The organism is Polaribacter sejongensis (genome assembly GCF_038024065.1).
In the GTDB taxonomy this organism is placed as follows: domain Bacteria; phylum Bacteroidota; class Bacteroidia; order Flavobacteriales; family Flavobacteriaceae; genus Polaribacter; species Polaribacter sejongensis.
Window position 1 is genome coordinate 1924254 of the sequence record NZ_CP150667.1, and the last position, 15094, is coordinate 1939347.

Genomic DNA, 15094 nt, shown 5'->3' on the forward strand with positions numbered 1-15094 from the left:
TTTTCGGGGTGTAGCGTAGCCCGGTCATCGCGCCTCGTTTGGGACGAGGAGGTCGCAGGTTCGAATCCTGCCACCCCGACAAAAAGCAGAATATTTTAAAAAATATTCTGCTTTTTTATTTTACAAAAACTACGAATCAAGTCGAAAATTGGATTAAGTATATAAGTTGTGGAAATTACAACTTCTTACAAAAATCGCCATCTCAGTTTAAGAAATTTCATCAACAAAGAATACGACTTACAAACTTAAGTTGGCATTACAGTAATTTAAATATTTTTCTAAATCTTTCTTAAAAAAATAACATATATCATATTTGGCATTTATTTTTATACTTATTTTTGCTGCCTAAATAAAAATAATTTTGAAAAAAGCCATTTTAATAATCGTATTTACTTTTATTAGTTTTATTACTACCGCACAAGAGCACCACTTTAAACACTTTAGAATCAGCCCCGTATTAAGTCATACATATATTCCCACCTCTACACCCGATGGAAATAAAACCGTTATTGTACCTACTATTGGATTGGATTTAGAGTATTGGATTAATGAAAAATGGGGACTGGGTTTACACAATGATTTAGAACTTGAAACTTTTGAAATAGAAAAAGAACATGAACTTTTTGTTGAAAAGGAGTACCCTGTAGTTTTAACTTTAGATGCACTTTATAAATTTCACGAAAATTGGGTTTTAGTACTAGGTACAGGTGTTGAGTTGGAAAAACAAGAGAATCTTTTTATTGTAAGAACAGGCCTGGAATATGAAATAGAATTTGGAAATCATTGGGATGTTTCTCCTACTGTTTTATACGATTATCGTGCAAACGATTTAGGTACTTGGGCCATAGGAATTGGTATTGGAAAACGATTTTAATTTTCAGTAAAAAACAATATTAAAATATCAAAAATAAACATTTACAACTTTTATTTATCTCTATAAAAGGTTCATTATATTTCTTTTATCAATTACTTTAAAGGATTTTATACTTTTTGTCTAGAGATCATTGTTTAACTATCTATCTGTAGAATAAATAAAATACCATTTAAAAAATTAAGAGACAAATATTTCCACGAAAAAAAGAGGCCGTCTAAAAGAGATAAACCCTGTCACACAGAAGTTTAACCTTCATAAGAATCTGAAATAAATTCAGAATGACAAAAATTCACTTTTTAAACAACCTCTTTACTAAAAACTTCTTACATCCTAACGGTAACCGTTATTAGTAGGGTCTGATGTTAATAAATTAGCATTCAAAATTATTTGTGCTTGTGGTATTGGTAATAACACATGGTACGGCTGAATATTAGCCCCTGGATTATTCCAATTTCTATGCTCTGTAGATTTAACCACATCTAATAAAATTCCCCATCTAACTAAATCCATTTTTCTATGTCCTTCTGCAGAAAGTTCAAACTTTCTTTCATCATACATTGCTTCTCTAAAAGATGTTTGAGACATACCACTCCAAGGTTGGTCTGGTTCAAAAGCTCTTTTACGAACTTCGTTTACATAAGAATACGCAGTTCCTGGACCATTTAATTCATTTTCTGCCTCAGCAGCCATTAAATAAATATCAGCTAAACGGAAAACAATATAATTTTCATGATGATTACCCCTCAAAGAATTCACTTGATCTAAGTTCCAATTTTTTCTGAAGTATGGAAACGCAAGCTCAAAACCTAAATACTCGGTTACTACAGTTGCATCATAACGCAAATCTCCATCTTGCCAGTTATTTTTATCTGCTAATTCAGGTAAAGGCACAGACCATCCGTAACCTTGCATATCTTCTTCTTGCTCTAACATTACACTCTGAAAATACTCCCACCTTTTCATTTGGGTTCCATTTGCTTTTAAAACTGGCGCACCAAATTCATCAACAGCATCATCATTTCTATTAGATGGCTCATCTCTAATTCGAGGATTATAATCATCTGTTCTTGTAGTTGTAACCTCATCCGATTTAAAATCGATGATAAAAATATGCTCGTTATTTATAGAGTTCGCAGGATCTAATTGATTAAAAACATCTGCATAATTTGGTAATAAAGTATGTGGTGAATTATTTATAATCTCATCACAAGCATTTTTAGCCAATAACCACTCTTTATCAAATAAATGAAATTTTGCTTTTAATGCATAGGCAGCCCACTTTGTTGCTCTTCCTAAATCTGAACCAGAATATGTAGATGGCAATAAACTTACTGCTCTTTCTAAATCTACTTTCATATCCGTTCTTATTAAATCCTTATCATAACGCCCCAACTCTCCCGCTTCAATAGGGTTTAACATTTCTCTAAAATAAGGAACGTCTCCCCATAAATTTGTTAAATGATAAAAAGCCAAAGCTCTTAAAAACAACAACTCTCCAACGGCTTGATCTCTATTAGCTTCCGTAAGTTTTTCATTACCATCAATATTTGCTAAGAATTCTGTGGTACCATTTACTACCTCATATAACTGAGACCATACACCGTTTCCGTCTGCTACACCCTCTGCAATTAGATAATTATGAATAGATCCATTCACATTTCTGTTAGGTCCAACAACATCTGCTCCATGTGTATAATAATCATCTAAACCTCTTTGAGCATATAAATTATTATTATGATAGATTCTATAAATTCCGTTTACAGCTAATTCTGCCTCTTTGTCATTATTGAAAAAATTTCCAGGTGTAATAGCATCTCTTAAATCTTCTTGCAGAAAATCATCACAAGAAATTAAAGCAAATAAACCTAGCAAGACTAGAACTACTTTATTTTTTAATATATTTTTCATTTTATTATTTTTTTAAAATTCCATTTTTAATCCTAATGTAACAGATTTAGCATAAGGGTAAGTACCCGAAGCAAAACCCTGAGATACTGAACCTAACCCACTACTAGCACTAAAATTACTTGTTTCTGGATCTCCTAATTTAAATTTAGATAATAAAAATAAGTTAGTACCTGTTACATAAACATTAAAAGCGCTTAATGTATTTTCTAATCCTATTTTTTCTAATGGAAGATTATAATTTAAAGTAGCTGTTTTTAATCGTAAAAATGAACCATCCTCTATATTAACAGTACTATTTGGGTTGAATAAACTTGTAGAAGCACCTGCTCTAGGTATATCTGAAGTTTCATTTACTCCTTCTTGCCAACGGTTTAATACTCTAGAATCTAAATTCTGCTCTCCCCTTCCGTAATAAGATGCCTGTGTTCTTATATTGAAGATGTCATTACCATATTGACCTTGAAAAAAGACATCTAAAGAAAGACCTTTATAAGTAAATGTATTTCTGAAACCTCCATAAAAATCTGGTTCTGGACTACCAATTATAACAGCATCTTCATCATTCCAAGTAGGGTTATCATCTAAATTTTCAAATCTAGGACCACCAATAAAAGACATTCCCTTTCTACCATCTGCAATTATCTCATCTTCATTTTTATAAGTCCCTAAGTATTTAAGTCCAATAAAAACTGGCATTGACTCACCAACAATAAGTCTCGCAGAAGTACCACCTTGGTTACCTGTAGATTGTAAATCTAAATAATCTCTACCATCTAACTCTAAAACTTTACTTTTGTTTGTAGATATTGTTAATGTCGAATTCCAAGAAAAATCCTTTTTCTCCACATTAATGGTGTTTAATGAAAATTCAAAACCTTGATTTTCTACAGAACCTACATTTTGCAACTGAGTACCACCTCCTGCTTGTGCAGATAAAGCTTTAGCTAAAAGTAAATCTTCTGTAGTTTTTAAATAATAATCTGCTTCAAAAGAAATTCTATCCTTTAAAAGACTAACTTCAAAACCAAGATCTAGTTGTTTTGTAGTTTCCCATGTTAATCCCTCACTTGGCACAGAACCTAATTGAACACCATTAACAACATTGTCGTTAAAAATATTGATAGTGTTATTATAGGTTGCAATAGAATTATAAGAATTTACTCCTTGTTCACCTACAATACCATAACTACCTCTAACTTTTAATTTATCAATTACATCTACATCTTCTAAAAAAGTCTCATCACTTACATTCCAAGCAAGACCTACAGATGGAAAAAACGCATATTTACTTCCCTCTTCAAAAACAGAAGATCCATCATATCTACCAACTAAGGTTAAAAGGTATTTACTTTTGTAGCCATAATCTACCCTACCTAAAAAAGAAGCTAATGTTCTTTGACCATATCCAGAATTTGCATAATAAAGCGTTGCATCACCTAAAGCTAGATTATTAAACAATACGGCATCATTTGGAAAACCATCTGCCTGAGAAACGGTACTTTCATTCGTATCCTTTTGCCATGTAAATCCTCCTAACAACTTAACAGAATGATTTTCTAAACCTAAATCATAGGTAAACGTATTTTCATTCAAAATACTTTTCCCATAATTTGTTGCTATATTAGCATAACCAGTTCCTGCTTTGGAAATCTGTCTATCTGGTAATGCTCCCGGAAGATAATCGTTATATTTTGTATGTGTAATTTCTGCTCCAAAAGTAGACTTCAATTTAAAGTTCTCAAACAACTCATACTCAACATAAGCATTTGTAATAAGCTTTGTAACTAAATCATGATCTACTCTTAGATTTGCATCTGCTACAGGATTTCTTTCTGTCCCAGAACTTATTGGGTTAACCCCAGTATAGTCTCCATTTTCATCATAAACGGTTCTAATTGGCAGCACATTTGAAACAATTTGAGAATAATTAACTTTATTATTTTCTTTTTTATAATGTGTTGCATTTAAACGAATACCTGTTTTAAATTTATCTGAAAGCCTTACATCTAAATTTGTTCTAAAAGTAACTCTTTCTAAACCAGAGCCTTTTAAAATTCCTTCTTGATCAAAATGATTGATAGAGATATAATAATTAGAATTTTCTGAATTCCCCATTATAGATAAATCTGTATTTCTAACATACCCTGTCTGAGCTGCAAGATCTAACCAATCTGTAGTTTCAATTTCTCCTGGCTCATCAAACAATAAAGGTAAAGTAGGGTCTGTCCCTCCAAAACCATTATTTAAGTTCGGGTTAAATTGCCCTGCCTCATTAATATAATTTACATAATCTTCTCCGTTTAAAAGATCAATCTCATTTGCTACTTGCTGAACACTATAATAATGATTTAGACTAATTCTTGGTTTTCCTTTTGAAATTTCTGTACCATTTTTAGTCGTTACTAAAATAACTCCAGAAGCACCTCTTGTTCCATAAATAGACAATGCAGTAGCATCCTTTAGAACATCTACAGATTTAATATCATTTACATTTAAAGTATTTAAGTTAAAATCTGTACCCACAATAAATCCGTCTATAACATACAGAGGATTATTATTTCCATTGATAGAACTATTACCTCTAATTCTAATTGTAGAACCGGAGCCTGGGTCTCCACTATTAGATGTTACAGAAACTCCTGTTGCTCTACCTTGTAATGCTTGGTCTAATCTTGCAACTGGCTGGTTCTCTAAAACATCTGCCTTTACAGAAGAAACAGAAGAAACTAAATCTTTCTTTGTAGTAGAACCATATCCTATTATTACTATTTCATTTAATTGTTGCGCATCTTCTTTTAAGACAATATCTATTACGTTTTGACCCGCAACCACAACTTCTTGATTTACAAAACCTACAAATGAGAATTGTAAAATTTCACCTTTAGAAACTTTAATAGAATACTTTCCTTCAAAATCGGAATTTGTACCTCTATCTGTCCCTTTTACCAAGATATTAACTCCTGGAAGAGTTAAACTTGTTTCGTCTGATATTGTACCTGTAATTGTTGTTTGAGCCGTTAAAGACATAAAACTACAAAACAGAAACAACAAAGCACTTAGTTTTAATTTCATTGATTTAATAATTAGTTTATAATTTGGTTTTACCATTACAACGAACGGTTACTTCAAACCTATTAATTATTTAAATTCAGAAATTCTCAAAAACAGGGTAGTATTGTTGCAATTACCCAACAATTAACATAAAGTTCTAAATAATTAGTAATTTAAGTTTATAAAAAAGATGATATTACTAAAATTAGTATTACTTTATAGAAGCCCTTTTACCCATAGATAATACTTAAAAAGCACGCATTACTAATAATAATTGAAAAAAACATAGTGCTTATTTTTACTAAAAAAAAAAAGAGAAGTAATCGATAGGGTATTAAAACTTATAATATGTAGTTTTCTATTAAGATAGAATGTAGAAATTTATATTCATTTTATTTAACAAGAATACGTTTTTAATAAAAAAAATATTAATAAAATATATTGCCCTATATTTTTCCGTAAAGCACGAAATAATATAGGGCAAATTATAGAAACCAAAATTGTATTACAATTTAAAAGGCATTAATTACCTAAAATAAAATCTACGGCAGCCATAGAATGAATTTCTGTTGTATCAAAAATTGGAATTTCTAAATCTTCATCAAAAATCATTAAAGGAAATTCTGTACAACCTAAAACAACTCCTTCTGCGCCTCTATCTACCAAACCTTTAATAACATTAAGCACATAGGTTTTAGAAGCAGGCTTAACCACGCCATACGTAAGTTCTTCTTCAATAATTCTTTGCAACTCAATAAGTACTTCCTTTTCTTCTGGCACTAAAACATTTATTCCGTTATCAGCGATTCTTTTGGTTATAAAATCACCTTCCATTGTATAAATTGTACCTAAAAAACCAACACTCTTCACTTCTTTTTTTAGAATAGCTTTTGCCGTAGCATCACCAATATGAATAATAGGAAAATCTAATTGACTTTGGACAATATCAAATACTTTATGGGGTGTATTTGCACAAAACATTACAGCCTCTGCTCCTCCTTTACGTAAACTTAATGCACCATCAGTTAACATTCCTGCAATCGAATCCCATTTATCTATTTTCTGAAATCTATGAATTTCTGCTTGATTTAAGGTATAAACTAATAAGGGCGGATTTGTATTATTGCCATAATAATCATTAATAGATTGATTAATTGCAGCATAATACTCTACTGTTGAGTGCCACGACGTACCACCTAAAAGCCCAAGTGTATTCATATCTTTAACTGTTGTTTTTTTTTGATTTAATTGAAAACTACTGTCTACTAATTTTTGTTTGTTATTATCTTTTGAATTACCGCATGAAAGATGCATTATAATCATAAAACAATATAGAAAATTTTTCATATTTGATTTGTTATAAAATAAAACCTTTGGTTAATGATTTTGATAACCCCAATATTAACTCTTTATTTTCTGGAACATCAGCTATATTACTATTTTCTTGCGGATCTGTTTTATGATCAAAAAGTTCTCTGGTTATAAAGTCTCCTTTTGTTTTTTGTTTTGGATTCCACTTATACCACTCTACATAACGATATCGTTCTGTTCTTACAGTATACCCCATTCGTTCTGTTTTTCTATCTTCTTTAGATCCGTATCTACCTAATAAAAATTGACTATAAGCGGCTTCTTTTACGATAGTCTTCGAGTTTTCTAAAATTGGTTTTAAACTTTCACCTTGTAAATATTTTGGTATTTCAAACCCCGTCATGTCACAAAGAGTAGGATAAACATCTACAAACTCAGTTAATGATTGCGTCATTTCTCCTTTGCTTTTTACGCCTTTACCACTTATTATTAAAGGTGCTCTAGTATCAATTTCGTAATTAGTTTGTTTTGCCCAACCATTATGTTCTCCTAACTTCCATCCATGATCTCCCCATAAAACAACAATCGTATTTTCTGCCAATCCAGATTTCTCAAGTTCATCCATTAAACGACCAATTTGAGCATCAACATAAGTTACACAAGCATAATAAGCATGTATTAGTTCCCTTTGTTCTGCTTCGGATAATGAGCCTTCCGCTGGTTTTGGTAAATCGTGTTTATCTGCATAACCTCTAAGTTCCGCATCGCCATGCATAGCAAATTCCGGGCTATTTTTAGGAGGGAATTGATTTTTAGCTAACGGAATATCTTCCGAATTATACATATCCCAATATTTTTTTGGAGCTGTAAAAGGCAAATGCGGTTTATAAAAACCTACAGATAAAAAGAAAGGTTTATCTGTTTTTTTTAGCTCACGCATCTTTTTTATTGCCATGGTAGTTTGCGCACCATCGTAATAATCATCATCACCTACATCTGCCATTTCAATAGATTTGGCTTTCGTATAAATAAACCCGTATTTATCAAATTTATGCTTTCCTTTTTTTACAAGTTTAAGTTCTTTTTCTTTTTGAATTATTAAGTTATCTTGATTGACATAAACCGCATCTGGATCGAAAGGAAAACCATCCACATGCAAATACTCATTCCAAGCAATAGAATCTTGCAATGTATTATGAAACGTTTTTCCTAAACCAACAGTATGATAGCCGTTATTCTTAAAAAATTGTGGTAAAGAAACGATATCAGGCATCGCATCTCTAAAATGTGTTTTTAAATCCCAAATTTGTGTAGAATCTGGTCTTAAACCCGTTAATAAACTAGTTCTAGAAGCTGTACAAACAGCTTGTTGGCAATATGCACGATTAAAAACCATACCATTACTAGCCAATTTATCTATGTTGGGAGATTTTACAACTACATTACCATAAGCCCCCAAATCTGTTCTAAGATCATCTACTGGAATAAAAAGAATATTTGGTCTACTTTGCTTTTTAACCTCAGCCTTCTTTTCAACTGTATTTTGGCACGAACTTAAAACAAGTACTGCTAAAATAAATAACGAAATTTGTAATTTAATTTTTACCATAATTTAATTTATATTTTTAGGCAAAGCCCCTTTCCATCCTTTTGATAATTGAACAGATAAACTTTTTATTATTTCAGTTTTATCAGAAATTCCTGCAACATTTTCTGTTTCGTTAGGATCTACAAAATGGTCATACAATTCTGTAGCTGCAAAAGCTCCTTTTTCTTTTTTTACATTATCCCAATGATACCACTCTATATAATGGTATTGTTTTGTTTGCATTGAATACCCCATATATTCTTGCCCATCTTTAGATACTCTTGGTCTTCTTCTAAACTGAGTAAAAACAGCATCTTTCCATTCTAAATCCGGATTTTCAAAAACAGGAACTAAACTTGTTCCTTGTAAATAATCTGCCTTATCAACACCTGTTAAATCACATAATGTTGGAAATATATCTACTAATTCCGAAAGAGCCTTTATCTGTTTTCCTTCTTGTTGATTTGCTCCTTTTATAATTAAGGGCACATGTGTATCTATATAAAAGTTCGTCATTTTACCCCAACCGTTATGATCTCCTAATTTCCAACCATGATCTCCCCAAAGAACAATTACTGTATTTTCATACAAACCACGTTCTTTTAATCCTGCTACCAATTTACCTACACAAGCATCCACAAAACTTACACTTGCATAATACCCCCTTTTTAAAGAATCTGCATATTTTTCTGGTAAAGGTTCATCTTCTGGACGACCAATTTTGGTTGGGTTTGTATATGCTCGTAATTCGTAATTTGCATTTGCAGACATTACTGGTGCATTTTTTGGTAACTTCGGATTTGCTGCAGGAGAAACTGATCCGGCTGGATATAGATCCCAATATTTTTTTGGAGCTACAAATGGTAAATGTGGCCTATAAAAACCTAGGCCTAAGAAAAATGGTTCTTTTTTATATTTAATTCTATCTAGGGTTTTTAAAGCCAATGTTGTTTGCATTGCATCATAGTATAAAGAGTCTGGTTCATCAGCTAACTCTATAGCCGGTCCACGATTCCAACCATCACCATATAAGTTTTTCCCTTTTTTCTTGGCTACATAAATCTTTCTTTTTGCAATTTGATCTTTCTTTGATGCTTCTGTATAATAATATGTTTCAGCATCTCTCTTCACATATTCTTTAGTATTATATGGATAAGGTCTAAGATCTGGCTCATCCCAAGAAATAGAATCTGGCATATAATTATGAAAAATTTTACCAATATTTACGGTATAATATCCTGCTTTATTAAAATATTGAGGCATTGTTACTGCATCAGGGTTTATCTCTCTAAACTTATCCCCCAAGTGCCAAACTCTTGTAGAATCTGGTCTGTAACCTAACATTGTACTTGCTCTTGAAGGTGCGCAAACTGCTGATTGAGAATGAGTGTTTAGCATTACCATAGAATTGGCTGATAACGCATCTATATTTGGTGTCTTTATTTCTTTATTTCCATAAGAACCAAGATCAGCTCTTAAATCGTCTATGGACAAAAAAATGATATTTGGTTTTTGTACTGTTTTTTGATCTTTTTGGGGATCACTTTTCTGTGAACAAGAAGTAAAAAACACCAAAAGCACTGGTATAAATAGTTTTAAAATTTTCATCAATTATTATGTATTATTTTTTTTAATATTCTACTGATAGATAGTTAAGCTAGTATTTTAAATATTATTTTTCGCTAAAGACAATAGTTTAAAAATACTAGCTTATTACCAATAAAAAGAGGATAATTAATAATCCTTATTTTTCATACCACATAGGATCCTCAATAGTTACTCCTGTAGGTATATTTATATTTGCTGCAGATTCATCTCTAGGATATGTATATCTTCTAATAAAATCTGTTGCGCTAGAATTAGTAGGGATAGTAAAGTCTACAGACTTTGTTCGTTTCCATTGGTTCCATGCTTCTATTCCATTACCAAATAATGAAATATAATGTTGATCATTAACGTAATCTAAAGCCTCTTCTTTTGTTAAAGTAGACAAGTCGGGAAAACTAGCTAAATAAGTATCCTTATCTGTTTGTAGAATCTCTCCTGTCGATCCATCATAATAACCTAAAGCAAGTGTAATACCTTCTAAGAACCATGTATTAGCCTGCGACAAACCACCAGATACATAGCCGTTAGCAGCAGCATCGGCTAATAAGAACTTAGTTTCCGAAGCTGTAAAATACCTATCAGGTGAGTCTGCTTTAACCATATTATCTGTATTTATTTTTGAAACAGACGCAACACCAGTATTACCTTGATAGATACCAGCATAAATATTATTTCTATTCAGCTCAAAATAGGTTGCTCTTCTTGGGTCATTTAAAGCATTCATAAGATCTACAAGAGGTCTTCCTGCATACCAACTTTTATTTACTCCTGCCCAATTAGTTGTTAAAAATCTATACAAATGATTTTCATTACCAATTTCATTACTATATATTAAATTTGCTTCTTGCTCGTTGGTTAGTATTAACGGGCTATTTACTAAAGCCTGAAGTTCACTAGAAACTTCTTGAGGTTTTACATTAGCCATAAACATGAGCATTTTAAATTTTAAAGAATATGCCCAACGAATCCATGCTTCTTTATCACCTTCAAAAATTAAATCGGTAACGATATCAGAATCTACATCTTGTTCTAAAATTGCAATAGCCTCATCCATTAAATCTATAACCCCTTCCATTACAACTTCCTGAGAATCAAATTCAGGATATGGATATTCTGCTGGATTTCCACCTTGAGTAAATGGAACTTCTCCCCATATTTGGGTTAAATTAGAATAAATAAAGCCTTCTAATATTTTTGCTTGCGCAATAATATACACATTCTTTGGATTATCTCTTTCGACTAATAATTCTACTAAAGATAGATTTTTTATACAGGTTGTGTACCAAATTGTCCATGCATTATTTAAAGAAGCAGTACCAAGTGTATATCTACTTCTGCTTAACCATGTACCAGAACTACCAGCCCATTGTTGCGCGTGCATATTAGAACCTGCCAATTCAATAACTCTTTGCGAAGACATATTAGCTATTACTTCTGGAAACAAAAGAGAAGGTGTAACCGATGTTGCAGCTAAAGGATCTTCATTAATATCTGTTATACCATCGCATCCGCTTAAACAGAAGACAACAAAGGATAGTAAAAACAAATACGTGGGTTTTATAATTATTTTTTTCATCTTTTTTATTTTTAAAATTTAACTTTAACACTTAAACCAATACTACTTGTAGAAGGTAAACCATTGTATTCAATACCTCCTCCATTACTACTAGATCCAAATAAATTAGTTTCTGGATCTATATGTGGTATACTTGTATTAAAAATAGCTAGATTCCTTCCTTGTAAACTCAACGATAAGGCTGTAAAAGGTATATTTTGAAGTTGTTTTTTATTAAATGAATAAGACAAACCTAACTCTCTCCATTTTATATAAGTCGCATCAAAGGTGTTACTTTCATGAATCGTAGAGGATGAATAACTATTCCAATACTGTTGTACACTTGGAATTGCTATGGTGTTTTCAGAATAAGTTCCATCACCATTATCTACAAAGGTATTAGGATCTACAAAAAGCGTTTCTCTATCTGTAGCTGTTTCGGCAGCTAAACCACTTGTTCTAAGTGTTCCTACCGTTTGTGAATATAAAATACCACCTTGTTTCCAATCAAATGTTGTTGATAATCTCCAGCCTTTATAACTAAATACAGAAGTAAGTCCCATTGTAAAATCTGGTGTTATATTTCCTAAACGACCATTATCTCCTTCAAATCGCAGACCATTACTATTTACTAATATTTGATCTTCTATCGTGTTACCATCACCATCTACTGCCCTTGCAAATCTATTACCATAAAGACCTATCGATTTACCTTCTTCTGCAGCTACTACTAAGCCACCAAAAGAAGAAGCTAAAGTATATTGTTCTAAATCTCCTAAATCCTCAATAATGGTTTCATTGGTTGAAAAATTAGCATCTAAATTCCATTTAAACTTTTCTGAACGAATTACTTTTAGTCCTAATTCTAACTCAAAACCTGTATTAGATATTTCTCCTAAATTAGTCCAAGCTGTACTATAACCAGTGGAAGCAGGTGTAGATAGCGGTATAATTTGATCGGTAGTAGTGTTTTTATAATAAGTAGCATCTATTTTAATTCTGTTTTTAAAAAAACCTAATTCAACACCAATTTCTTTGTTTAATTGATTTTCTGGTTTTAAATCTGCATTTGGTAAAGAATTTGGTCCAGAATACGCAATTTGACCATTAAATGGAAATGTACCTGCAGTATTAAATTGTCCGTAATAAGAAGTTTGTGGGTAATACAAATAATCTAATTGATATGGCGTTGTATCACCTCCAACATTTGCCCAATTTGTTCTTAATTTACCATAACTTAAAATACTTTTATCAATATTAAAAGCATCGCTAAAAACAAAACTTAAAGCTACAGATGGGTAAAAATAACTATTTCCATTTACAGGTAAGGTAGAAGACCAATCGTTTCGAGCAGTAGCATTTAAAGTAAGCCATTTTTTATATGTCATTGTAAAATCTCCAAAAGCTCCAAAAATTTGTTTTAAAGAATAATTCTTTGTTGGGCTATTTGACGCTACGTTACCAGGGCTAAAAAGTTCTGGTATAGAAAGTGATGTACCAAGATTACCATTTTGCTCATATTCTCTTTCGTTCCATTGCACACCAGCCATTAAGGTAACATCAAAATTTCCAAAAGAATTATCATAAGTTGCCAAATAATCTAAAGTTAATTGTTTTCTACTGATGTAATTATCTTTATAATTACCATCAAGATACCCCAAAGTACCAACGTGATTACTTCTAAAATGCTTTGTATTGTAAGAATCATAACCTACTCTACCTAACATTGTAAGATGTTCTACAGGATTATAATCAAAGCTTACATTTCCAAAAAAACGTTCTGTATCACTGGTTCTATGGTTTTCATTAACTATCCAATATGGATTATTAGTATCCTCATCAATAGGAGACAATTGTGTAATTCCATCATCAGCAATCCAAGGCTTTAAAACTTCAATATTAGTAATTCTTGGTAACCTATTTATTATACTAGTTAATACATTAGGGTCGTTTGCTCCTTTTGACACAGCTCCTTCAATACCTGTATTAATATAATTAATACTAAATCTAGATTTTAATTTATTAGAAAGTTGAGAACCAGAATTAAGCCCTAAATTTAATTTATTAAGCAATGAACCAGGCAATATACCTTTAACTGAAGTATGAGAACTACTAAGACGATAATCATTCTTTCCATCGTTAGAAGCTCCTGAAACAGCAAAATTATGAGAAACGGTTGAACCTAGGTTATAAAAATCTTTTTGAATATCTGGGTTCGCTTGAAAAGTTTGTGCATTCCCTGCCAAGTCGGTATATGCCGTACCACTAGAAATAGCAGGTCCCCAACCTTTAGAAGCAGATTGTACAGTATCACCATCATCTTCATTATAAATACCTTGGTTTCCGGGTCCATACGTGTTTTGAAAATCTGGAAGCAAAAGAGGTGAATCAAACCTAATGGTTGAACTGTAAGTAATAGTTGCTTTTCCATCCCCTTTTCCTTTTTTAGTAGTTACAACGATAACACCATTTGAAGCTCTTGATCCATACAACGCTGCTGCAGAAGCACCTTTTAAAACCGTTAAACTCTCTATATCGTCCGGATTAATATCCTGAGCTCTATTTCCATAATCTATAGACCCTGTTGTTCTAGAATCTGAAAAGTCATTAGCATCAGATATAGGTACACCGTCAACTACCCACAATGGCTGATTATTTCCACTTATTCGAGTAAGTCCTCTAATCGTAATTTTTGTAGAAGAACCTACACCTCCACCTTGACCAGTAATTTGAACTCCAGATATTTTTCCTTGTAATGCTTGAACAACATCGGTTTCTCTTGCCTCTTCAAAATCGGCAGATTTTACAGTACTTACTGCATAACCTAATGTTTTTTCAGCACGTTCAATCCCCATTGCTGTCACTACAATTTCATCCAAAGACTCTTCATCTTCTTGCATAATTACATTAATTAATGAAGAATTTTGAATCAACTTTTTTTCTGACTTCATTCCTAAATAAGAAAAAATCAATACTTTACCAATACTTGCCTTAATAGAATAGTTTCCGTCAAAATCTGTTTGCGTACCTGTTTTAGTTCCTTCTATTAAAACTGTTACACCCAATACTGGCATACCAGATTCATCCATTACTTTTCCTGAAATAACACCCTCTTGAGAGAACGTTTGTTGTAATGTAATGAATTGAATTACGAGAAATAAAATAAATAACTTTGTAATTTTTGTTTTCATATATAAAT

At 31.8% G+C, this 15094-nt stretch carries 8 protein-coding genes and 1 tRNA gene; 2 read left to right on the forward strand and 7 right to left on the reverse strand.

What is annotated here, in order from left to right:
- Positions 1 to 4: 4 nt before the first annotated feature.
- Both WHD08_RS07995 and WHD08_RS08000 read left to right on the forward strand, forming a co-directional pair.
- A tRNA-Pro gene (locus WHD08_RS07995) sits at positions 5 to 79 on the forward strand.
- Between the two features lie 282 nt (positions 80 to 361).
- Positions 362 to 874: a hypothetical protein gene (locus WHD08_RS08000; protein WP_208888601.1), complete on the forward strand. Its 513-nt coding sequence runs from the start codon at positions 362 to 364 to the stop codon at positions 872 to 874.
- A 330-nt stretch (positions 875 to 1204) separates the two neighbouring features.
- Here WHD08_RS08000 and WHD08_RS08005 read toward each other — a convergent pair whose 3' ends face one another.
- From WHD08_RS08005 to WHD08_RS08035, 7 genes are all read right to left on the reverse strand, one after another.
- On the reverse strand, positions 1205 to 2782 hold the full coding sequence (locus tag WHD08_RS08005; protein WP_208888600.1) for a RagB/SusD family nutrient uptake outer membrane protein: 1578 nt from the start codon (positions 2780 to 2782) through the stop codon (positions 1205 to 1207).
- A gap of 12 nt (positions 2783 to 2794) precedes the next feature.
- Entirely contained in the window at positions 2795 to 5854 is a 3060-nt protein-coding gene (locus WHD08_RS08010; protein WP_208888599.1) for a SusC/RagA family TonB-linked outer membrane protein, read from the reverse strand.
- 501 nt (positions 5855 to 6355) lie between these two features.
- Positions 6356 to 7180, reverse strand: a complete 825-nt coding sequence (locus tag WHD08_RS08015; RefSeq protein ID WP_208888598.1) for an aspartate/glutamate racemase family protein — start codon at positions 7178 to 7180, stop codon at positions 6356 to 6358.
- A 10-nt stretch (positions 7181 to 7190) separates the two neighbouring features.
- Positions 7191 to 8753, reverse strand: a complete 1563-nt coding sequence (locus WHD08_RS08020) for a sulfatase (protein ID WP_208888597.1) — start codon at positions 8751 to 8753, stop codon at positions 7191 to 7193.
- A 3-nt stretch (positions 8754 to 8756) separates the two neighbouring features.
- A complete protein-coding gene (locus tag WHD08_RS08025) occupies positions 8757 to 10340 on the reverse strand; it encodes a sulfatase (RefSeq protein ID WP_208888596.1) in 1584 nt (527 codons plus the stop codon).
- 136 nt (positions 10341 to 10476) lie between these two features.
- Positions 10477 to 11916, reverse strand: coding sequence for a SusD/RagB family nutrient-binding outer membrane lipoprotein (locus WHD08_RS08030; protein ID WP_208888595.1), 1440 nt, complete (start codon positions 11914 to 11916; stop codon positions 10477 to 10479).
- A gap of 11 nt (positions 11917 to 11927) precedes the next feature.
- Entirely contained in the window at positions 11928 to 15086 is a 3159-nt protein-coding gene (locus tag WHD08_RS08035; protein WP_208888594.1) for a SusC/RagA family TonB-linked outer membrane protein, read from the reverse strand.
- Positions 15087 to 15094: the final 8 nt, after the last annotated feature.